This window comes from Pseudomonas sp. GW456-L13 (genome assembly GCF_017350115.1).
GTDB lineage: Bacteria > Pseudomonadota > Gammaproteobacteria > Pseudomonadales > Pseudomonadaceae > Aquipseudomonas > Aquipseudomonas jessenii.
Map to the genome: position 1 here is coordinate 885,391 of NZ_JACNAS010000001.1, position 19,584 is coordinate 904,974.

Below are 19,584 nucleotides of genomic sequence, written 5' to 3' on the forward strand. Positions count from 1 at the left end.
TAAAGCGGAGGCGCATGACGATGAAGTGAATGGTTCACTCCTTGGTAGAGAACAGACCATTGGGCAGTTCCTTGCCGTTCTCGTTATAGGCCGCCTTGACGCTCAGGTACGACTCCATTTCATCAATGTAGCCGTCTGTGTTGGTGTCCTTCTTCGCGAATACGGCTTGCCCCTTCGGCTCAACCACGAGGAACTCGGCGCGCGAGATTCGCGCATCATCATCAGTATCGATCGCGTTGAAGATCGCATCACCGCACTGGCCCTCACCGCACTTCCCTTCGGTGGTCTTTGCCTGTGTCTTGGTCTCCGTGCCACCGCACTTACCTTCACCGCACTTCCCTTCAGCTCCGGTGTGCGACGCGGCAAGCATGTAGCCTTGCGGCAATTGTTGTACGGCAAAAGCCGATCCACTCAGAACGATCCCGGCCAGCGCGACACTCATCAGACCAATACTCTTGTTACGGATGGTTTTATCAGACATTACATTTTCTCCAGGTGGGGTGCGGCGAAGCCGCTGGGTAGCACTGCGAAATGCAGTAGCAAGTCAAGATTTGGAAAGCGGCATGTGAACGGAGCCAGGTCTGCGGGGAAAAACCAGCAGGATCGCTGCGATGCCCGCCAACGTTCCTCCCACCCACGGCAACAATAGCGAAACCGTCACCCCCAACGTCAGGAGCACAAGCCCCCAAACGCTCGGACCAGCAGAGCTCTTACTTGCTGAGTCTCGGAGGACTTCGATGAGATGATCGAGGCTTAGTCGACCGGATCCGTTGAGGATGAGAGGCAAAAGCATCACCAGGTAGATCAACGGCAGCTTGTAGTTGCCGTAGCCATCGTTGCTGATTGCGTAGCCTTGCCACAGCTGGCTCAAGCTCGACCAATCTGACGGCCAGTGAATGGTGTAGGTGGCCACTATTGTCAGCACCCACAGTGACAATGCGACAAAACGGGTGCCCAAGCCGAGCAGCAAAGCGAAGCTGCCGACCAGTTCGAACCAGGTTGCCATGGTCCAATTCGTATTCGAGCTCAGCAAAGAGAAGGGCATCGGGAACTTGTCGCCAAGGTCGGCGAACCAGTTCGCCCCTTGCAGCTTCTCAAGTCCGGATTCGAAGAATTCCCATGCGAGCAAAATGCGGAGCCCAAAGGGCGCCAACCAAAGCCCGACAACATCTATACGGGATGTCAGCGACTGCTCGACTTGTTGGTTTCGGTTCGACATCTGGTTTTCCTCGGGCAACGTGTGCCCTATTTCGAAGGGCCGGTCGCGCCGATACCCACATTGTTGACGAGCACGGTGATGCAGGAATCGGTTTGAAGTACGCGCTCAACACGGGCCAGATCGTCAGCGCCAGTGAGATCAGCTGCGATAGTCTCAACTGAGCGGCTAGTGCACGTGGTAATCGCCCGCGCCAGTTCGCGAAGCTTTTCGACGCGGTGCGCAACCAGGATCAGATCGTAGCCAGCACGGGGAAGCCGGTCAGCGTAAACAGCGCCAATACCAGAAGATGCGCCAGTTGCCAGCGCAGTACCTTGGTGGATGCGGGTGTTCATGGCAGTTTCCTTTAACCGGCGGGGTACCGGGTTCAGGAACAAATCTACGCCAACAGGCTTTTGACCTAAATGACGCAGATACCTCCTTTTGCGCCGTCACGTTAGCGAAGCTCACGTCTTTGAGTCTGCCCGTTCGGGCTCGGAATGAAGCTCGCACCCGCAAGCTGAGCTATCCCGCGCCAGACGCTGGCGCGCTGGGTGATTCGGTGCGGTGAACAGCTACTGCCCCTGTTCAACCTCATTCGAGATGAGTTGCTGGATTAGAAGTAGCTTGTTTCTACGGACAAAAAAATTGTCGAACAGCAAGCGGCCTGACTGATCTGACCGGTTTCTGCCGGCTCTCACCGGCAGCTATTGGCTGAAGCGCACTTCTGCTACACGAGTTATGGCTCAAGCCTTTTTCTCCGAGAGCCGTCTATCAAGCTCGTCTCGAATGTCTGTCCAGTGCCGGGGCCTACGCCAAATCAAGAGTGCAATCTCGATTTCGGTTCCCCGCGAACAACATAGCCAACTCATTCGCGCACACGTGCAGGGCTGTTGCTTGCATGGCAAATCATTCCGTCCTCCAGCGAGACGTCGGCGAAAGGCTCACCCTACTCCCTCGATCGGCGTGACACACATAAACAATTTTGTGCCATTATGCTTGGCGCACAATTTGATTTTTGTGCCATAACCACCACTGGCGTCACAGAGCCCAACCCCGGGCTGAACCTTCGTCAGTAGCCTTTTCCCAATGACATCACTCCCAAGGAGGCGTCATGAGCAGTGCATTGCTTGGTCCGATCAGTCAGATCGGTTATCTGGTCGAGAGCCTGGAACAAAGCATGGAACGCTGGCGACAGCATCTCGGTGTCGGGCCCTGGACGCTCTTTCGCAACGTCAGCCTCCAAGGCAAGTATCGAGGTGAGCCGGTCACTGTCACGATCGATGTCGGGTTGGCGTATCAAGGGGATATCCAGATCGAGCTGATCCAGGTGACCAACGATGCGAAGTCGCCCTATCGAGATGCTGAAGGCCATCCAATCCGGGGCATGCACCATGTCGCCTGGGTCGTCGATGACTTCGACCAGACCCTTGTGCAATTGACTGCGACCGGGTTGCAGATTGTTTTTGAAGCCAGCAATCCAACGACCCTCGTGGCCTATCTGGAAAACCATTCGGAGCCTGGAGTGCTTTACGAAATCATCCATGGGATTGGAATGCGCGAGTTGATCCAGCAGGGCATTGAAGCCGCCAGGCACTGGGATGGCACGGATCCGGTTCACATTATTGATGTGGGGGCGTAAGGGACAGCATGTCGAAACGACTTGAAGGTAAAGCGGCATTGGTGCTGGGTGTGGCACCTGGCAACGTCGGCGAAGCCGTGGCTCGACGTTATGTCGAACAAGGGGCGCGCGTGCTGGTTTCAGGGCGCCGCGCCGATGCAGTGGCGGCGGTTGCACAGTCACTCGGGGTGCCTTGGCTGGCGTGCGATATCACCTCGCAGGTCGAGGTCGACGATCTGGTGGCGCAGAGCAATCAGTGCCTGAACGGCCTGGACATCGGCGTCAATGCCACGGGCTGGGGGCTCTTGAAGCCGTTCCTGGAACACAGCCGCGAAGACCTGGAGAAAATGAACGCGGTGCAATTCACCGGCCCGTTCCAATACTTTCAGGCGCTGCTGCGTCATATGCCGACGGGGGGATCTATCATCCAGATCTCGTCGGTCACGGCCAGCATCATGTTCGACAACCACGCCGCGTACATGGGCACCAAGGCCGGCATCGACCACGTCATCCGTTGCATCGCTCACGAATTCGGTCAGCACGGGATCCGGGCCAACTCCATTGCCCCCGGTGGTGTTGCCGATGCGCCGATGTCGGGTGGCGGGCTGCTGAACCCGTCTATCGCTGCCCTCTATCACCGCGAAATCCCCCTCGGGCGCAGTGGTGTTTCCGCCGACGTGGCCGATGCGGCACTCTGGCTGGCCAGCAACGAGTCCAGCTTCGTGACCGGTCAGGTCATTCATGTCAGCGGCGGACAGACGCTTCGACGCAATCCCTCTATTTCCGAGATCTATGCGGCGGCCACTGCACCCGCAGGCCCGGCCCGGCACCTCTGATAAACAGCACGGCCGGCATTGCCGGCCGTGCGACGGTTCAGGGCTTGATGATGACTTTGGCCGACCGCTGTGGGTCAGCCGCCGTTTTATAAGCCTGCGCGACGTCATCGAGCGAGAAACGGTGGCTGATCATGGACTCCGGATCGAATGCGCCGGATGCCAGCAGTTCCAGTGCCTGCGCGAACTCCGTCGGATAACACAGGGTGCCGATCAGTTCGAGTTCCTTGACCTGCAGGATCGAGAAGTCAAAAGCCTGCGGTTGCTTGTAGACACTTGCCACGGTGATGCGTGCGGCATCCCGGGCCCTGGCGATGGCCTCGTGCAGCACGCCGCTCACCCCTGAACACTCAAAGATCACCTGGGTCGCGGGCGCTTGCGTCCCCAGGAAAGTCGGCACGCTGCCATGGGCCCGTGCGAGTTCGCTCCACAGGTCGTCTCGTGTCGGATCGAGCGTCAGATTCGCCCCCAGCCCGGCAGCAATCTCCAGGCGCCCGGCAGACAGGTCAGCCACAGCGATCTGGCTGATGCCCCGGGCCTTCAGGCACGCGACGATTCCCAGGCCAATGGCCCCGGCGCCAAGGACCAGCACGGACTCACCGGCCGTCACCCGTGAGCGATTGACCGCGTGCAAGGCCACCGCCAGCGGTTCGACGAGGGCGGCCACCTCCAGGGGAAGGTTCGCCGGCAGTTGATGCAGAATCGGGCCGCTGTTTACGTTGCGCACCCGGACCAGGTTCGCCAGCGCCCCCTCATCGCTGCCCACGCCGATCATCGCGCCGTTGGCCATGGGATTGACCACGACCCGCATGCCGGGCCGGTAGTGGACGACCGCCGTGCCCACCTCGCGGATGACCCCGGAGAACTCATGCCCTAATGGCATCGGTGCCCCATCGCGGCGAATGCCCCCGCTCTCATAGAAGCCCAGGTCACTCCCGCAAACACCGCACGCGGCGACTTCGACCAGCACATCTGTCTCACCCGGGGATGGTAAAGGGACTTCGTCCACCCGCAGGTCTCGAGGGCCGTGGAGTCGTACCTGTTTCATCACATGGTTCATTGTTGAGTCCTGTTGGTGGCTGACGCCGATTCGGCGGCGATGTGATCGGCGGCGATGAAGGCGAAGGTCATCGCCGGGCCAATGGTCGAACCGGGGCCGGGATAGGTCTTGCCCATCAGCGCAGCCGAGGTGTTGCCCACCGCATAGCAGCCGGCAATGGCCGAGCCGTCCGGGCGCAGCACACGCGCGCAGGCGTCGGTGCGCAGTCCGCCTTTGGTACCCAGCTCGCCCGGATCGATGCGCAAGGCATAGAACGGCGCGCGATCGATCGGGCCAAGGCAGGGGTTGGGTTTGCAGGTGGTGTCACCGTAGTAGCGGTCGAACAGGTTGCCACCCTTGCCGAACTGCGGATCAACGCCAGCGGCGGCGTATTGGTTCATCTGCACGAGGGTGGCTTCGAGCCCGGCGACGTCGACGCCGATCTTGGTTGCCAGCTCGGCCGGTGTTTCGGCGCGGTAGATCACATTGTCGAGCCAGCCGGCGGGGATCTTGCTGTCCGGCTGCACACTGCCCGGCAGCAACACACCGCAGGGATAGCGCTTGCGGTACTCGGCATCGAATACCAGCCAGGCCGGTGCATTGGCCTGGGTGCGTTGATGGTCGGCATACATCGCATAGATGATGTCCGTGTAGGGCGCGGCTTCATTGACGAAGCGCTGGCCCAGTCGATTGACCATCACGCAACGGGGCGCCGCACGCTCAACAAACAGGGCGCGCTGGCTCGACTCCCCTGGCACCTTCACTGTCGGAGCGCCCCAGGTGTGTTCCATCAGCGCCACCGCACCGCCGGCCTCCAGCCCGGCGCGAATGCCGTCGCCATGGTTTATCGGCGGCGCCGCCGTCCATTGGGCCTGTGTGGGCCGGGGCAGATACAGTTCGCGCATCGCCTGGTTCGACTCGAAACCGCCGCAGGCAAGCACCACGCCGTGCCGCGCCCGCAGGCGTTGAGTGCGCCCCTCGCGCAGCACTTCGATGCCGACTACCCGGCCTTCATCCAGTTGCAATGACTGCATGGAGGTTTGCAACCACAAGGGAATGCCTCGCTCGGCCAAGGCTGCGCGCAGGCTCGCTACCAAGGCGTTACCTAGGGTCAGGCGGCGATCTCGCCGGCTGCGGCGACGCCAGCGAAAATCACTCAGGTAGCGCAGCGCCAGCCCTGCGGTCAGCAGCAACCAGCCGCGCTCCTTGGCAAGGATGGTGTGGGCCTCGACCTGGGTCATGGCGATACGTCCGCCAATCAGGGTCGCCGGCGAAGCCGCCCGCAACAGCTCGAAGTGTTCACCCAGGCGCGCCCCGTCGAACGGGGCCGGCTCCATGGTGCGGTAGCCGGGCTTGCCACCTTTGCGGTCCGGGTAGTAGTCGGGGTAGCGCGGCACCGCGCGAAAATTCGTGCGCGCCTGACGTGCCAGGTACTCAACCATTTTCGGACCATTGTCGAGATAGGCGTCGATGCGCTGCTGATCAAAATCTTCGCCAACCACCTCGCGCAGATAGCTGATCGCTTCGTCGTATGAATCGCTGCCCCCCAGTGCGGCAATCTGGTCGTTACACGGAATCCAGATCCCTCCCCCGGATACCGCCGTGGTACCGCCATAGACATCGCTCTTTTCAATCGCGAGTACCGACAAGCCGTTGTCGTGCGCTCGCAGTGCTGCAGTCAAGGCGCCGGCGCCCGAACCGACAATCACCACATCAAACTCGTCGTCCCGGTTCGAGTCCTGCTGACTTCTGGTCATGGCTATGCCTCCTGTTAAATGGCCGACTCTATGTCACACTTTTTATTATCTGTGCCAGAGATTGGCACGAAATGGCTTTTTGTGCCATGCCATGTGAAAATCGGGCTCAATTGCTTTTCCCAAGGGCCGGGCACGAATGCCCGTCCCGCCCCCCGAGCGTGTGAAGGTGCAAATGAGTCGACAATTACGCTGGGGTGATGCCAGCAGGATGGAAAACGCCAGTGATGGCCGGTCGCTGATCCTGCGTGCCGCCCTCGACGCGATGATTGCCGAGGGCGCCGAGGGTTTTTCGATCGATGACGTCGCCCGCGGTGCCAACATCTCGCGACGCACCCTGTACCGGTATTTTGGTTCCAAGAAGGAGCTGATTCAGGCTGTCGTCAGTGCAGAGAACGCTGCCTTTTTTGAGGAAATGCAACGCTCCCTGAATGAGTTCGAAGATGACTTCGAGGCCTATCTCATAGAGTGCGTGTGTTTCTCCGTACGCTACCTGGATCGTCATAACGGCGGCTTCCACCACAGCTATCTGACGAAGAACTCAACCTTGGAGGTGTTCACCTACATCCTCGAAAACATCGCACCGATGTGGCGTGATTTGCTGGAAGAGCCCTATCGTCGTTATGTCGAACGCAACAACAGGTCTGTCGCGTCGCTTGAGAACATCATCGCGCTGATCAGTCGAATCGGGCTCGCGTACTGTCTTGTTCCTGCCGATGAACATGCAATTCGTGAGCAACTGGCAATGCTTCAGCCGACACTTGTTTGCAGGACTCTTGAGTAAGAGATTAATCCGGTTTTCTGGCCGAAAAGTCAGCGAGTCCTGATTGTCTCGATGAAAAAATTCGTGACAGGCAACTATCAGCGGTCACTCAAACACAGTCACCCTCGCCCACCGCCCTATCGATTAACGCAGTCTAAAGAGTTCGCCGATCCGCCTTAGCCAACGCCGATACTTCTTGCGAAGGCCCACGATTTTTCAGCAAACGGAGTCACCTACATGGACGTCATCAATCAGTTGCAGCCCGAAGAGTGTGCAGGAATGGAGGATATTCGACGTGAAATCGATGCCCTTGATCAGGTTGTTATCAAACTGTTGGGCAAGCGTTTTCACTACGTACTGGCTGCCTCGAAGTACAAGACCTCATTGACTTCGGTGCGTGCTCCGGAGCGTTTCAAGGCCATGTTGGCGACAAGACGCGAGTGGGCCGAGGCTGAGGGACTGAGCCCGGATGCAATCGAGAGGATGTACAGTGACCTGGTGAACCACTTCATTGCAGAAGAGATGAAACACTGGGCGGCTCATCAATCCAACACCGGACTCTAGTGTCCGGACTGTCCGCCATGGGGTGACAGGAATGGGATACCTTGTTGACCCAGTTACTCACCGCTCAGGGAGAGCACCATGTCTGTAGAAATCCAACTTTCTGAAAATGCTACTGAAGCAGAGCGGCTGGGAATTTTGACCCCGTTGCTGGCCCATAACCAGGTCAACGGTGGAGACGACGCACATGAAACATTTGCTCTGTTGCTACGAGACCCAGACAGTAACGAAGTCATTGGCGGATTGTACGGCAAGGTCTCTTATCGATGGCTGCTCATCGATCTTGTCAGCGTTCCCGAGTCGATGCGTGGCCAGGGTATCGGAGAACGGCTAATGCGCATGGCTGAAGAAGTCGCGCAGAAAAAGCACTGTATTGGTATCTGGCTGGAGACTTTCAGCTTTCAGGCACCCGGGTTTTATCGAAAACTTGGTTACTCCGAATTCGGCCGCCTGGCAGATTATCCACCGGGACATACCCGGTTCTATTACCAGAAGTCGTTGTGCTGATCGCGATTTGGATCTTGGGCCGATAGCTGCGCCTTGTAGCAGGCAGCAATCGGCCAAAGCAGACGGTCAGACCCAATACGTCTTAACCGTAAACTGCCGTTGCACCTGACCATCGCAGGATTGACATGGTTGCCTAAGTCAATAATATAATTGCCAAAAGCAACTATATGGGGTTTTCATGACCGCAACCATCATGGAGCGCGCTGACACAGTCCGCCGCTTTAACCGTTTCTACACCCGGCAGATCGGCGCCCTGCAAGAGCACCTGCTGCAAGCCGAGTTTTCCTTGACCGAGGCACGCATCCTTTATGAATTGGGCGCCAGTGCTGGCCTGAAGAGTTCAGACCTCTGCCATATGCTCGGCCTGGATGCTGGCTACCTCAGCCGCGTCATCGGCGGATTCGAGAAAAAAGGATTGATCAGCAGGACTCGCTCGGCAACCGATGCCCGAGCATCTCAAATCCAGCTCACCGATCCAGGTCGTACCGTGCTGGCCTCGCTGGAGCAAGCCGCTCGTGAAGAAGTCGTGGTGATGCTGCAAGGCTTGCCTGAGCCACAGCAAGAGCAATTGATCCAAGCCATGAGACGGATACAGACGCAATTGGGCGACAGGGATCCCTCCTACCTTCTGCGCGATCCACGAGCGGGTGACATGGGCATTGTCGTTCAGCAGCAAGCTCAACTCTATGCCCGCGAATACGGTTGGAATACGGAGTTCGAAGCGCTGGTGGCGGAAATCGTCGCCAAATACCTTCGTGAGTTCGATCAGTCTTGCGAACGGTGCTGGATCGCGGAAAAAGATGGCATGGTCATCGGTTCGGTCTTTGTCGTCAGACATGATGAGACGACCGCCAAGCTACGGATGCTGTATGTGGATGCGAGTGCCAGAGGCATGGGAATCGGCAATCGGTTGCTGGAAGAGAGTCTCCGATTTGCACGCCATGTGGGCTACAAGAGCATGATCCTCTGGACAACCAGCGTGCTTTCCGATGCCCGAAAGCTATACCAGAAAGCAGGTTTTCAACTGGTCGAAGAAGAACAGGTACACAGCTTCGGAAAAGACCTCGTCAGCCAGACCTGGGCTCGGGACTTGTAGTGGCGTTGACGACACTGAAAGTGTTGGTGTTGCCCACCGTCCGCAATGGGTCGAAACCACACCTCTTTCTACCTGTAATTTTTTCGTTGGCTGTGGTTTGACCAACTCCGCATTCCTGATGGCAACGAGGAGGCTCGCTAGCTGTCGCTCGAGCCTCCAGCTGAAGCGACCGACCGACGGGTTCAACGATCGAGCTTAGTAATTTTTGAACCCTGCAGTCCCAGCCCGGCCATTAAGCCCTTTTGATCAAAGATGAACGCATAAACATCAGACTGAGCCGTTGAAGTAGTCAGCGACTTAGCCATGCCTGAATCTACGACCACAATGCTTGGGCCCACGCCGACCTCAAAGCCATTAACATTTTTCAGATCGTTCATCGCTGAATAGGTCATGAAGAACATCACGTAACCAAACTTCTGCGCGCCCGCCTGAAGACCGTATGATGCTGCAGTGGTCGAGTAGTATCCCGTGACTTTGCCGTTCTCGATCAATTCGCCTTCGCCATGCTGTGCACCGACGATGAGACCCGCTTTCAGCACATCCGGGAAAACGAGGATACCCTTGGCTTTCTGCGCTAAGACACGCGCTTCCGGCGTACTGATATATAAACTCTTTAACGCCGCTTTTGCCTCCTGATCCATCTGAGCGTTCGCAGCCTTCGCACCAGAGGCGGAAGTCGATTGATCCGTTTGGCACCCCGCAACGATCGCGAAGATAGAAACCAATGCCATTATTTGAAGGTGTTTGATCATGAGGAATACTCTTTTTCTACCCCCCGCCACTGATGAACCTGCGTGACGACAGCCGTTGCTGGTTAACGTCTAACAGGTCCGACCTTTATTGCGTCGTGCTCACAAACAACTGGACTTTAGCCCTGCTAAGCGTTTGGTCAAATACGATGCGATGAACGCTTCGGATCGGCCCAGCAAAACCAAAATAGATCGCAGTGGTTTTAGACAGCTTCCACCCGCTCTCCGGCGTCGTGCCAACGGAACACAATCCACCTATCGCAGTAGTGATGCGCTAGTACATCACTGGTAATCTTCGCGCCACGTTCGCCAAACATTAAGGGATGGGGGCGAAAATAGAAGCCCCGGAGCCGCGAACCTTCGGGGCTTTGCTTTTTCTGCCTGGTGCTACGCTCACCTCATAACCGAGGATCCGCGATGCCTAATTTTGACCTGCTCCCCTCCCTGCTTCTCAAAATCAACGAAAACCAACTCGCCCTCGAAGCCGCCATCCTGGAACTATCCAACTGGGTTGAGCAGCGTGGGTCAGCTGAGGTCGCCGACAACGTACGCGACGCCTTGGAGGCGATCGACCGGTTGAATCCACAGCCAGAAGCGGACAGTGAGCCTAAGACGATTGCGCGGTTTCATGACGAAACTCGCTGAACCTCGCCGCGTTTGGCTCAAGCGGAAGAGCCAGACTATTGGCAATATACGATACCGTTCGATAGAAGCCCGCCAGCATGAGCACTTCAAGAATCTGATTGTCATCGAGGTACTTTCGGGCGGCCTGAAATTCCGCTTCGGTCAATGTAGCGCGATCGTGCAGGGCATCGATCGTAGCCAGCAGCACCGCTTCTTCTTCCTTCCAGTATTCCGCCCGGAGTGGATGGTCCAGCGTGTGGCCGATATCGTCTCTGGTCAGTCCGGCGCTCTCAGCGAAAGCCATAACGTGCACACCCCACTCATATTCGCATCCAGTACGCGCGCAGACCCTGTTGATGATCAGTTCCCGTTGACGAAGCGTCAGCAGGTTTCCATCCAGCAATGAACCGCCCCTGAACTTGCGCCACGCCCTCTCGCTGCTGGCGATGGTCGTGAACAACAACAGTGGTGGGACACCCTCCCCCATTATTTTGTCGAACGTTGCCTGGAGTTCTTCTGTGTAGGGTTTGCTGAGTGCTTGAATTCGAGCCACGGTGTACCCTCCGCTATCAAATATGTAGCACCAGTATTCGCTACACAATAAGTAGCACACAAGGGCCATAATTATGAGTGATGAGCAAAACTTGGATTCACGAATGCTAGACGGGCGTCGTCCGATCATGGCGCTCCTGGATGTGCTCGGACAAAAATGGGCCTTGCGGATTATCTGGGAGCTTCAGCACGGTTCACTGAGTTCCCGTGCATTGAGAAGCGCGTGTGGCGATATCTCGCCCACCGTTTTGCAAAGCAGAGTCAATGAGCTCCGAGAGGCGGGCTTCATCGAGTCAAACGATGGCGGTTATGGACTAACACCACTGGGTAAGGAGCTATCGGACTCGTTCTTACCTCTCTACAGGTTCGCCAATAAATGGGCCAATTCGTAGAGTAAAAATAGCGTTTGATTCTCGGCGAAATGTCCCCTTTGGGTCGGATAGCGACGGTCTAGCATCGACCGTCACTATGGATGATCAGACCTCCGTTTGTTCTGCCATTTCCAGGGCATCATCGACCTCGATTCCCAGGTATCTGACAGTGCTTTCAAGCTTCGTATGACCAAGCAGGAGTTGGACAGCTCTCAGGTTCTTCGTCCTGCGATAGATTAACGATGCCTTGGTTCTCCGTAGCGTGTGGGTACCGTACATGGTTGGATCAAGACCAATGGCTGTCACCCACGCTTTGACTATTCGAGCGTATTGCCTGGTGGAAAGATGGTCTGAGGCGTGCAAGCGGCTCAGGAACAAGAAGTCCTCACTGCGGAGATGGGCCCGATGCATCCAAGCCTCCAGAACCGTTCGGGTTTGCTCAGTGATTTCAAATTGCACTGGGTGCTGAGTTTTCTGCTGCATCACGATGGCTCATGACGACACATGCTCCCCATGGGCGATGTCTCGGACTCGCAACTTGGTTAAGTCACAGGCACGCAGCTTGCTATCGATGGCCAAGTTGAAGAGCGCCAAATCACGCGTCTTCTCAGCAAGCTGAAGTCTGACCCGGATGGCCCAGATATCTCTGACTCGAAGCGGGGCTTTCTGCCCGACAAGCTTTCCCTTGTTCCAAGGCTGATGGCTGTATCTAGCAATAGTGTTCATGGCTCGTCCTCCAGGTTGAGGGAGGACAAGGGTGGGTCAGTCACAATGGCTGATGGTCGCTATCCTACCCATAGGTGCCCTTGGCGGAGGGCTGCTAACGCTACACCGGAAACGAAAAAGCCCGCTGTTTAGCGGGCTTTTCGTTTCCGGCGGTGATTACCAGTTCATTGCATACATCTCCGGTCTTGAGTGGGGGTCACTTCAAATGAACTTTCAGCTCTTCGGAAGCCTGCAGCATTGCAGAGCGTACCGCCGGAACCTGGCTGACCACGTTCAGCAAGCCGTAGTCATGGATCATGCCGTTGTAGCGCACCGCAGTGACCGGCACGCCAGCTTGGTCCAGTTTGCGAGCGTAGGCTTCCCCTTCGTCACGCAGCACATCGGCACTCGCGGTCTGGACCAGCGCTGGCGGCAGGCCTTTCAACTGCTCAGTGGTAGCGCGCAGCGGCGAGGCGTAGATCTCGGCACATTGCTTGGGGTCGGTGGTGTAGTTGTCCCAGAACCACTTCATCATGTTCTTGGTGAGGAAGTGCCCCTCGGCGTACTGGTTGTACGACGCTGTCTCGAAGTTGGCGTCGGTCACTGGCCACAGCAGCACCTGGTACTTAATGGCCGGGGTACCTTTATCCTTGGCCATCAGGCTGACCACGGCTGCCATGTTGCCGCCGACGCTGTTGCCCGCTACCGCCAGGCGCTTACCGTCGACATTGATTTCCTTGCCGTGCTCGGCCACCCATTTGGTTGCCCCGTAGGCCTGGTTGATCGCCGTCGGGTAGTGCGCTTCAGGGGACGGGGTGTAATTGACGAACACCGCCGCCGCCCCGGACCCGACGACCAGATCGCGCACCAGGCGCTCATGGGTCGGGAAGTCGCCGAGCACCCAGCCACCGCCGTGGAAGTACATGAACACAGGCAAGGTCCCCTTCACACCCGCCGGACGCACGATGGTCAAGCTGATGTCCTGGCCGTCGACGGTGATGGTCTTCTCGCTGACATCCGCCTTGGGCAGTGTCAGTTTTACCCCGGCCTGAGCGCCGGTCAGTACCGCACGGGCGTCCTTCGGCGAAAGCTGCTCGATGGGTTTACCACTGCCTGAGTTCAATGCATCGAGGAATGCCTGGGTGTTGTGTTCGACGCCAGAGTCAGCGAATGCGTTACCGATCGACAAGGCAAGGAGCGAGCCGACGAGTGTTTTGGTCAAAACGTTCATTTCATATCTCCTGTTTCTCGTGAGGCGGGAAGTTAGACGGTGACGTGCAGACGGACATCGACGTTGCCACGGGTTGCGTTGGAGTACGGGCACACTTGGTGGGCCGCCTCCACCAACGCTTGTGCATCGGCGTGCTCCAGGCCTGGCAGGTTGATGTTCAGGTCGATATCCAGGCCAAAGCCGCCTGGGATCTGGCCAATGCCGACCCGCGCAGTGATCGAGGCGTCGGCTGGAATGCTGCGTTTGCTCTGGCTGGCGACGAACTTCAGTGCACCGATGAAGCAGGCCGAGTAACCAGCGGCGAACAGTTGCTCAGGGTTGGTGGCATCACCACCGGCACCGCCCAATTCCTTCGGAGTGGCCAGTTTCACGTCGAGGTTCTTGTCGCTGGAGATGGCTCGGCCATCACGACCGCCGGTTGCGGTTGCGACTGCGGTGTAGAGAACTTTCATGGCTTTCCTCACTTTTGAATGTCTTCGAGGGATTCTGTTAGCGATTTAAATGTTTGCGTTATAACAATGTGCAATAAGTTGCCGCTCAATAATTTAGCGCGCAAGATTTATAAAAAATCGTCGATAGCTGTAACAAATTGATTTTCAAGGGGGTTACACCTCAGTCCGCTTGGGCTCGCCCGCGCGTTGATGATGCCTTACCGTCTCAAGCAACGACCGGAATCGGGCAGATTGCTTGTTGCTGCCAAGCCTTCGGTGTCATGCCTTCAGCCTTCACGAATGTACGGCAGAAGTGAGATTGATCGCTGAAGCCGCATTCCTGCGCGATCTCTGTGAGCAACATCGTGGAAGCCTTCAATAACTCTCTGCTCTTCATGACCCGCTGTTCACGCAGCCATCGCTGCGGGGACATCCGGGTGCTTTCCTTGAACCTGCGTGAGAAGTGACTGCGCGACAATGCGCAAGCTTCGGCTAGTTCAGTCACTGAAATGCCGGTATCCAGCCTGTCCAGCATCAGTTGTTTGGCAGTTCTTATCTGCCAGGATTTGAGCTGCCCTGTCGAAGCCAGTGTGAGAGTCGCCAGCACGGTAGATTTGTCCTTGTTCATACACATCCCTTAATCCAGGTAACAGGATGCGAGCGCCTGACTCGAACAGCGCTGGGCACTGGAAATCCCCAAGGGGGCCAGGCCAGGCTCGTTGACTCGGTTCAGTCGACTGCGCACCCTTCGCAAGTCTGTGAACAGCCCCCAGGGCAGGGGCTGGCGATGGCTCAGACAGATGCAGCGACAGGCGCCAGGGTGGGGCCATGCTGAACGCGCTCAGGCGCCTTGTGCACCATGGTGTAGGCGTAGTCGACGCCCATGCCATATGCACCAGAATGTTCCTTTACCAGTTCCATTACGGCGTCGTAGGTGTCGCGGTTCTTCCAGTCCCGTTGCCATTCCAGCAGCACCTGCTGCCAGGTCACCGGTACCACGCCGGCCTGGATCATGCGCTGCATGGCGTAATCGTGGGCTTCTTTGGTGGTGCCGCCGGAGGCATCTGCAACCATATAGATTTCATAGCCGGCATCGTTCATTGCCGACAGGGCGAAGGTGGCATTGCATACCTCGGTCCACAAGCCGGAGACGATGATCTTGTTGCGACCATTTCTCTTGAGTGCGTCGCGTACCTTCTGATCATCCCAGGAATTCATGGAGGTGCGCTCCAGCAGCGGGGCGTCCGGGAACACAGCGAGTAGCTCGGGGTAGGTGTGACCTGAGAAGCTTTCTGTCTCAACCGTGGTGAAGGTGGTGGGGACATTAAAAATCTTCGCTGCCTTGGCCAAGGCAACGGTATTGTTTTTCAGCGTTTGCCGGTCAATGCTCTGAACGCCGAAGGCCATCTGTGGCTGCTGATCGATGAAGATCAGTTGGCTATTAAGCGGAGTCAGGACTTCAGTTTTAGGATTGCTCATTTTTGTTTCCTTTCAGCTCGATGATGTTCAATCGCACAAGTCTCGGGTCCCGCACCTTGCAGGCATTACCGTAGCCACGAGTGCACTCCTCAGCGTCATTGCTTGAGGACGAGCAAAAGATAACGAAACAAGGCGCCTGTCGGTGGCGCATTTTTGCGCTCCTGTCGGCTCATTTATAAGCCATAAAATACGCGATCGCGCTGCTAGCATTCGCCCACCCATTCGGATCATTCCGGTCCCTCATGTGCAGGAGAATGCAATGGCAGCTTCACAACCGTTCAACAAGCAGACCGCCTACTGGGGCGTTTCCTGGGAGGAGGCGTATGGCTATCCGCAGGCACGGCGGGTAGGAAACGAGATCTACGTATCAGGTCAATTCAACCATGATGAGGCAGGTAATCTGGTAGCCCCGGCGCCGCTGAACGCCGATGGTAAGCCCAGTGATTTCTCTTCGATGGGAGAGCAGATGCGGGTCTCTTACGACAACATTTCGAAGCTGCTCACCTTGTATGGCGCAACTATGCAAGATGTTGTCGAGGAAACGCTTTATGTGCTGGACATGGACGCTGCGTTCGCGGTGGTCGGCAAAGTGCGCAAGGCGGCCTATGGCACTGAGCGGCCTCAGTGCGCGAGCAATATCATTGGGGTGTCGAGACTTGCCCAGCGTCCGCAGCTGATTGAGATCGTGTGCAAGGCCGTGATTGGCGCCCGAGACATCTGAGCTGCACTCCCGGTTTCGATCTAGGTGACCGGGAGTATCAATTGCCCCTCGACCAAGGGCTTTTGACTGGCCACGGCAGCGGCGCAGAAGGTCATGAATGCTTTGACTCGCCACGATTTTCGAATGTCCTGGTGAGTCAGCAGCCACAACTCATCCTGAAGCTCTGGCACTACCGGGCCGGCGCGTACCAACCCTGGGGTTATGTCGCCCAACATGCAGGGAAGGAATCCAAATCCCAGACCCGCCGCGATTGCAGCGCTTGCTGCTGCAACAGAATCGGTGCGGTACGCTATGCGCTCAGCAGCGACTCTGCTTTCGACATAGCTTGTCGCCTTCAAACCGCAGAGCGCTGAGGAGTATGACACCCATGCCTGGCCCTCTTCGAAAAGGGGCAAGGCAGTCATCTGCTTGGCACAGCAGTAAGGTGCCCAGGCAATGTTCGCCAGTTTACGGCCCACCAGGCTTTCTGCAGGTTTTCTCGTCGCTCGAATCGCGATATCCGATTCATCCCGGGCGAGGCTAAGGGTTTCATTGCCCACCAGCACCTCGATGGTGATCCCCTCGTTCAGGGCCTTGAAGTCCGCGATGATGGGGGTGAAGAAGTACAGCAGCAGCGAGTCGCTGGTGGTAATTCGAAGTTTCCCGAGGGGACCTTGGCCTGAACGTGAAACACGCCGCGTGACGCTGACAATATCCAGCTCCACTCGCTCGGCGAGTGCTCGCAATTCAGCACCCTCGGCGGTGAGCAGATACCCTGATTTGCGGTGATCAAACAGCGCGATGCCGAGCGTTCGCTCAACTTGAGCAACTCGGCGCGAAACGGTGGATACATTGATGCCAAGCTTCTTGGCCGTAGCCGAACGATTGCCGCAATCACTGAGCGTCTTGATGATGCGCAAGTCGTCCCACGAGAGCTGATTGACAGCCTCGCCTATGTCCCACTTCGCCCCGTCAGAGGCAGCCGGAGCTTTTCCAGTTGGCGATTTCACACAGTTCGTTCCAGATGCAAAGGCGCTGATGATACGAGAAGGGGTTGGGTGAAGCAGCCACATTGTTCCGGCGATTGGTTGAAAACTGTTATGCCGACTGGCTGCAATGGGTCGGTTTCAGCCCCTCACGACAGGCAGTTATCGGCCAAAAATGGCCGGTGGTCGTTGCATTACGATTGTCGCCGACGTTTGGCTAAGCTTAATAAATCAAGGCGAGCTGAAGCCTTGAGTAATAGCGGCCATCAACGGATCTGGATTGGCATCAAGGCGACACTCCCAAGGGAGACGACTATGTATGCGGTTATAAGAACCTACCTGGGTACTGGAGCAAAGCAGCTTTTCGAGTTGTTGGAAGAGCGCAATGCCGACGTCGAAGCGACCCTGCGGACAGTGCCTGGCCTCGTCAGCTACACACTGTTGAATACGGGTGATGGTGGTACAGCGGTGACTGTTTGCACGGACAAGGCCGGCAGCGATGCGAGCCTGAAAGTCGCGCGTGACTGGATTCAGAAAAATGCATCGAATATCCGCGCGAACCCGCCGATCGTGACGGAAGGTCCGGTCATTGTGCAGATCAGCCAGTGACCGGTCCGCAGGATGGTGAGTGCTATACTTTTTTCAAATTGCACCGGGTGTGCAACGTTCCCCACAGTACAGCTGCCAAGTGCTGCCGGACAGAGGAGGTCTGCAGCAAACCCGAGATGGGAGGTGTGGCATGAACCGACACTATTACATCAGTGACAATCTCAACGATCTTGAAAACGTTGAATATGAATTGGAAGCCAGCGGCATCAATTCCGAACAGATTCATGTACTCAGTGAAAAAGTTGCTGATGTAGAAGAACATCACCTCCACGAGATCAGCTCGCTGATGGAACAGGATGCTGTTCACTCTGGTGAGATTGGTGCGGTGATCGGCGTGCCACTCGCAGCGCTGGTCCTGGGTGGCGCCTATTGGATGGGCTGGACCGAATCCGCCGCAGGCTGGATGCCCTTTATCTTCCTTGCCATTGTTGTATTGGGCTTCTGCATCTGGGAAGGCGGTTTTTTTGGGTTCCAGGTGCCGAACACTCACTTCCGCAATTTCAAACAGGCAGTAAAAGAAGGCAAACATATCTTCTTCGTGGATGTTGAACCGAATCAGGAATCGGTACTGGACCAGGTCATCAAACAGCATCCGAAGCTGAAGATCGCCGGCACGGGAACGGCGGCCCCCCACTGGACAGTGGCCTGGCAGCACAAATGGCATCAGTTCAAGCGAGTGATATCGGGTTAGCGCCTGGGGACTCAAGGCCATCCGAAAGCTGCTTGCCTACTGGCCAAAGAAAATGCCCCTGCTGAGGAAAATATAGTCTGCCTCGGAGGCCATCAGCCCGATAAGTACCAGTAAACACAAAGGTGGCACCAGTATGGCGTAGACCAATGCCAGGCGCTCCCATGCCATATGCATGAAGATGGAGACAATCAAACCTGCCTTCAACAACATGAAAGTGATGATCAGGGACCACCGAAGGTAGCCATGGAAGTGGAAATAGTCGACAAGGTACGACAGCGTGCTGAGGACGAATAACAGTCCCCAGATTTTAAGGTACAAACTGATTGGATGTTGCTGACCCTGAGCATGTGCCATCACCCGTGCTCCTCTACCATAAATAGAAGAATGCAAAAATAAATACCCACACTAAATCCACGAAGTGCCAGTAAAGCCCGGCTATCTCGACGTTCTGATAGTTGCCGGAACGCTCATAATCTCCGCGCCATACCTTCAGCGCCACAATGCTGAGATAGAGGGCGCCGATTGATACATGCAGTCCGTGAAAACCGGTAATCATGAAAAAACTGGCGCCAAATTGCGCCGCTCCCATGGGGTTCCCCCAGGGACGCACCCCTTCTGCGATGAGCTTGCTCCATTCAAATGCCTGCATGCTGACGAAAGTCACACCCAAGGCAGCGGTCGCCAGCATCAGGGCCGCGGTTTTCGCGCGATTACGGCGATAGGCGAAATTGACGGCCATGGCCATGGTGCCGCTGCTACTGATCAGCACAAAGGTCATGATGGCGATCAGAATAAGCGGGATTTCCTTGCCGCCGATCGTCAATGCGAACACTTCACTGGGGTTCGGCCAGGCGCTGGTGATGGTCATGCGTACCGACATGTATCCGGTCAGAAAACAGGTGAATATAAACGTGTCGCTGAGCAGGAATATCCACATCATCGCCTTGCCCCAGGGCACCTGCTTGAAGGCCTCTTTATCCGAGGACCAATCGCTGGCGATGCCCTGCCATCCCGGTGCAGGCGGCGAACCTGGTGGGTTGGATGAACTGGATTCGACTTGGGCTTGTGGGTGCAATGCCATGACTGT

General features: G+C 56.8%; 24 protein-coding genes and 2 pseudogenes. 11 read left to right on the forward strand and 15 right to left on the reverse strand.

The genetic code is table 11. The features are described from left to right. Positions 1–34: 34 nt before the first annotated feature. The 3 genes and pseudogenes from J4D25_RS03830 to J4D25_RS03840 all read right to left on the reverse strand — a co-directional run bounded on the left by J4D25_RS03830 (position 35) and on the right by J4D25_RS03840 (position 1,551). Positions 35–481: a hypothetical protein gene (locus tag J4D25_RS03830; protein ID WP_057715312.1), complete on the reverse strand. Its 447-nt coding sequence runs from the start codon at positions 479–481 to the stop codon at positions 35–37. 255 nt (positions 482–736) lie between these two features. Beyond that, positions 737–1,219: pseudogene (locus J4D25_RS03835) on the reverse strand (DoxX family protein); the annotation flags it as partial. Positions 1,220–1,245: 26 nt separating this feature from the next. Further along, positions 1,246–1,551, reverse strand: a complete 306-nt coding sequence (locus J4D25_RS03840; RefSeq protein ID WP_057715314.1) for an SDR family oxidoreductase — start codon at positions 1,549–1,551, stop codon at positions 1,246–1,248. 758 nt (positions 1,552–2,309) lie between these two features. Between J4D25_RS03840 and J4D25_RS03845 the strand changes: the two genes are divergently transcribed. Next, positions 2,310–2,837 (forward strand): VOC family protein, encoded by a 528-nt coding sequence (locus J4D25_RS03845; RefSeq protein WP_057715315.1) that lies wholly within the window; start codon positions 2,310–2,312, stop codon positions 2,835–2,837. 8 nt (positions 2,838–2,845) lie between these two features. After that, positions 2,846–3,652 carry an SDR family oxidoreductase gene (locus tag J4D25_RS03850; RefSeq protein WP_057715316.1) on the forward strand — a complete coding sequence of 269 codons (807 nt, stop codon included), beginning with the start codon at positions 2,846–2,848 and terminating at the stop codon, positions 3,650–3,652. Positions 3,653–3,689: 37 nt separating this feature from the next. Here the strand turns inward: J4D25_RS03850 and J4D25_RS03855 are convergent, their stop codons facing one another. Next, positions 3,690–4,697 (reverse strand): zinc-binding dehydrogenase, encoded by a 1,008-nt coding sequence (locus J4D25_RS03855; RefSeq protein WP_198530244.1) that lies wholly within the window; start codon positions 4,695–4,697, stop codon positions 3,690–3,692. Between the two features lie 8 nt (positions 4,698–4,705). Beyond that, positions 4,706–6,445 carry an FAD-binding protein gene (locus J4D25_RS03860; RefSeq protein ID WP_057715318.1) on the reverse strand — a complete coding sequence of 580 codons (1,740 nt, stop codon included), beginning with the start codon at positions 6,443–6,445 and terminating at the stop codon, positions 4,706–4,708. A gap of 172 nt (positions 6,446–6,617) precedes the next feature. Here J4D25_RS03860 and J4D25_RS03865 point away from each other — a divergent pair, with 172 nt between their 5' ends. From J4D25_RS03865 to J4D25_RS03880, 4 genes are all read left to right on the forward strand, one after another. After that, positions 6,618–7,226 (forward strand): TetR/AcrR family transcriptional regulator, encoded by a 609-nt coding sequence (locus tag J4D25_RS03865; protein WP_157858928.1) that lies wholly within the window; start codon positions 6,618–6,620, stop codon positions 7,224–7,226. A 216-nt stretch (positions 7,227–7,442) separates the two neighbouring features. Further along, entirely contained in the window at positions 7,443–7,769 is a 327-nt protein-coding gene (locus J4D25_RS03870; protein ID WP_057715320.1) for an isochorismate lyase, read from the forward strand. 78 nt (positions 7,770–7,847) lie between these two features. After that, entirely contained in the window at positions 7,848–8,273 is a 426-nt protein-coding gene (locus J4D25_RS03875) for an N-acetyltransferase (RefSeq protein WP_057715321.1), read from the forward strand. Between the two features lie 178 nt (positions 8,274–8,451). After that, entirely contained in the window at positions 8,452–9,369 is a 918-nt protein-coding gene (locus J4D25_RS03880; RefSeq protein WP_057715322.1) for a bifunctional helix-turn-helix transcriptional regulator/GNAT family N-acetyltransferase, read from the forward strand. A gap of 182 nt (positions 9,370–9,551) precedes the next feature. Here J4D25_RS03880 and J4D25_RS03885 read toward each other — a convergent pair whose 3' ends face one another. Further along, positions 9,552–10,121: a YSC84-related protein gene (locus tag J4D25_RS03885; RefSeq protein WP_057715323.1), complete on the reverse strand. Its 570-nt coding sequence runs from the start codon at positions 10,119–10,121 to the stop codon at positions 9,552–9,554. A 414-nt stretch (positions 10,122–10,535) separates the two neighbouring features. Here J4D25_RS03885 and J4D25_RS03890 point away from each other — a divergent pair, with 414 nt between their 5' ends. Further along, entirely contained in the window at positions 10,536–10,763 is a 228-nt protein-coding gene (locus tag J4D25_RS03890) for a hypothetical protein (RefSeq protein WP_057715324.1), read from the forward strand. Here J4D25_RS03890 and J4D25_RS03895 read toward each other — a convergent pair. Further along, entirely contained in the window at positions 10,726–11,295 is a 570-nt protein-coding gene (locus tag J4D25_RS03895; protein ID WP_057716630.1) for a carboxymuconolactone decarboxylase family protein, read from the reverse strand. The two genes, J4D25_RS03890 and J4D25_RS03895, sit on opposite strands and share 38 nt — an antisense overlap. A 127-nt stretch (positions 11,296–11,422) precedes the next feature. On the opposite strand from J4D25_RS03895, the gene J4D25_RS03900 reads away from it, so the two are divergent. Then, a complete protein-coding gene (locus J4D25_RS03900; RefSeq protein WP_223507869.1) occupies positions 11,423–11,686 on the forward strand; it encodes a helix-turn-helix domain-containing protein in 264 nt (87 codons plus the stop codon). Positions 11,687–11,770: 84 nt separating this feature from the next. Here the strand turns inward: J4D25_RS03900 and J4D25_RS03905 are convergent. The 5 genes and pseudogenes from J4D25_RS03905 to J4D25_RS03925 all read right to left on the reverse strand — a co-directional run bounded on the left by J4D25_RS03905 (position 11,771) and on the right by J4D25_RS03925 (position 15,511). Continuing rightward, positions 11,771–12,391: pseudogene (locus J4D25_RS03905) on the reverse strand (tyrosine-type recombinase/integrase). Between the two features lie 196 nt (positions 12,392–12,587). Next, positions 12,588–13,601, reverse strand: coding sequence for an alpha/beta hydrolase (locus J4D25_RS03910; protein WP_057715326.1), 1,014 nt, complete (start codon positions 13,599–13,601; stop codon positions 12,588–12,590). A gap of 32 nt (positions 13,602–13,633) precedes the next feature. Next, a complete protein-coding gene (locus J4D25_RS03915; RefSeq protein WP_057715327.1) occupies positions 13,634–14,053 on the reverse strand; it encodes an organic hydroperoxide resistance protein in 420 nt (139 codons plus the stop codon). A 205-nt stretch (positions 14,054–14,258) separates the two neighbouring features. Further along, positions 14,259–14,660 (reverse strand): helix-turn-helix domain-containing protein, encoded by a 402-nt coding sequence (locus J4D25_RS03920; RefSeq protein ID WP_057716631.1) that lies wholly within the window; start codon positions 14,658–14,660, stop codon positions 14,259–14,261. Positions 14,661–14,824: 164 nt separating this feature from the next. Further along, positions 14,825–15,511: a hydrolase gene (locus J4D25_RS03925; protein ID WP_008020170.1), complete on the reverse strand. Its 687-nt coding sequence runs from the start codon at positions 15,509–15,511 to the stop codon at positions 14,825–14,827. Positions 15,512–15,770: 259 nt separating this feature from the next. On the opposite strand from J4D25_RS03925, the gene J4D25_RS03930 reads away from it, so the two are divergent. After that, on the forward strand, positions 15,771–16,232 hold the full coding sequence (locus tag J4D25_RS03930) for a RidA family protein (protein WP_057715328.1): 462 nt from the start codon (positions 15,771–15,773) through the stop codon (positions 16,230–16,232). A 20-nt stretch (positions 16,233–16,252) separates the two neighbouring features. Here J4D25_RS03930 and J4D25_RS03935 read toward each other — a convergent pair whose 3' ends face one another. Continuing rightward, positions 16,253–17,221, reverse strand: coding sequence for a LysR family transcriptional regulator (locus J4D25_RS03935; RefSeq protein WP_057715329.1), 969 nt, complete (start codon positions 17,219–17,221; stop codon positions 16,253–16,255). 291 nt (positions 17,222–17,512) lie between these two features. On the opposite strand from J4D25_RS03935, the gene J4D25_RS03940 reads away from it, so the two are divergent. Together J4D25_RS03940 and J4D25_RS03945 are read left to right on the forward strand one after the other, a co-directional pair. Then, a complete protein-coding gene (locus J4D25_RS03940; RefSeq protein ID WP_057715330.1) occupies positions 17,513–17,806 on the forward strand; it encodes a hypothetical protein in 294 nt (97 codons plus the stop codon). A 130-nt stretch (positions 17,807–17,936) separates the two neighbouring features. Beyond that, a complete protein-coding gene (locus J4D25_RS03945; protein WP_057715331.1) occupies positions 17,937–18,497 on the forward strand; it encodes a hypothetical protein in 561 nt (186 codons plus the stop codon). A 36-nt stretch (positions 18,498–18,533) separates the two neighbouring features. Here J4D25_RS03945 and J4D25_RS03950 read toward each other — a convergent pair whose 3' ends face one another. Both J4D25_RS03950 and J4D25_RS03955 read right to left on the reverse strand, forming a co-directional pair. Beyond that, positions 18,534–18,851: a cytochrome C oxidase subunit IV family protein gene (locus J4D25_RS03950; protein WP_057715332.1), complete on the reverse strand. Its 318-nt coding sequence runs from the start codon at positions 18,849–18,851 to the stop codon at positions 18,534–18,536. 13 nt (positions 18,852–18,864) lie between these two features. Next, a complete protein-coding gene (locus tag J4D25_RS03955) occupies positions 18,865–19,578 on the reverse strand; it encodes a heme-copper oxidase subunit III family protein (RefSeq protein ID WP_057715333.1) in 714 nt (237 codons plus the stop codon). Between the last annotated feature and the right edge of the window lie 6 nt (positions 19,579–19,584).

Coding starts and splice junctions, on each gene's coding strand:
- J4D25_RS03830 (WP_057715312.1), bottom strand. CDS start 481: ATGTCTGATAAAACCATCCGTAACAAGAGTATTGGTCTGATGAGTGTC.
- J4D25_RS03840 (WP_057715314.1), bottom strand. CDS start 1,551: ATGAACACCCGCATCCACCAAGGTACTGCGCTGGCAACTGGCGCATCT.
- J4D25_RS03845 (WP_057715315.1), top strand. CDS start 2,310: ATGAGCAGTGCATTGCTTGGTCCGATCAGTCAGATCGGTTATCTGGTC.
- J4D25_RS03850 (WP_057715316.1), top strand. CDS start 2,846: ATGTCGAAACGACTTGAAGGTAAAGCGGCATTGGTGCTGGGTGTGGCA.
- J4D25_RS03855 (WP_198530244.1), bottom strand. CDS start 4,697: ATGAAACAGGTACGACTCCACGGCCCTCGAGACCTGCGGGTGGACGAA.
- J4D25_RS03860 (WP_057715318.1), bottom strand. CDS start 6,445: ATGACCAGAAGTCAGCAGGACTCGAACCGGGACGACGAGTTTGATGTG.
- J4D25_RS03865 (WP_157858928.1), top strand. CDS start 6,618: ATGAGTCGACAATTACGCTGGGGTGATGCCAGCAGGATGGAAAACGCC.
- J4D25_RS03870 (WP_057715320.1), top strand. CDS start 7,443: ATGGACGTCATCAATCAGTTGCAGCCCGAAGAGTGTGCAGGAATGGAG.
- J4D25_RS03875 (WP_057715321.1), top strand. CDS start 7,848: ATGTCTGTAGAAATCCAACTTTCTGAAAATGCTACTGAAGCAGAGCGG.
- J4D25_RS03880 (WP_057715322.1), top strand. CDS start 8,452: ATGACCGCAACCATCATGGAGCGCGCTGACACAGTCCGCCGCTTTAAC.
- J4D25_RS03885 (WP_057715323.1), bottom strand. CDS start 10,121: ATGATCAAACACCTTCAAATAATGGCATTGGTTTCTATCTTCGCGATC.
- J4D25_RS03890 (WP_057715324.1), top strand. CDS start 10,536: ATGCCTAATTTTGACCTGCTCCCCTCCCTGCTTCTCAAAATCAACGAA.
- J4D25_RS03900 (WP_223507869.1), top strand. CDS start 11,423: ATGGCGCTCCTGGATGTGCTCGGACAAAAATGGGCCTTGCGGATTATC.
- J4D25_RS03910 (WP_057715326.1), bottom strand. CDS start 13,601: ATGAACGTTTTGACCAAAACACTCGTCGGCTCGCTCCTTGCCTTGTCG.
- J4D25_RS03915 (WP_057715327.1), bottom strand. CDS start 14,053: ATGAAAGTTCTCTACACCGCAGTCGCAACCGCAACCGGCGGTCGTGAT.
- J4D25_RS03920 (WP_057716631.1), bottom strand. CDS start 14,660: ATGAACAAGGACAAATCTACCGTGCTGGCGACTCTCACACTGGCTTCG.
- J4D25_RS03925 (WP_008020170.1), bottom strand. CDS start 15,511: ATGAGCAATCCTAAAACTGAAGTCCTGACTCCGCTTAATAGCCAACTG.
- J4D25_RS03930 (WP_057715328.1), top strand. CDS start 15,771: ATGGCAGCTTCACAACCGTTCAACAAGCAGACCGCCTACTGGGGCGTT.
- J4D25_RS03940 (WP_057715330.1), top strand. CDS start 17,513: ATGTATGCGGTTATAAGAACCTACCTGGGTACTGGAGCAAAGCAGCTT.
- J4D25_RS03945 (WP_057715331.1), top strand. CDS start 17,937: ATGAACCGACACTATTACATCAGTGACAATCTCAACGATCTTGAAAAC.
- J4D25_RS03950 (WP_057715332.1), bottom strand. CDS start 18,851: ATGGCACATGCTCAGGGTCAGCAACATCCAATCAGTTTGTACCTTAAA.
- J4D25_RS03955 (WP_057715333.1), bottom strand. CDS start 19,578: ATGGCATTGCACCCACAAGCCCAAGTCGAATCCAGTTCATCCAACCCA.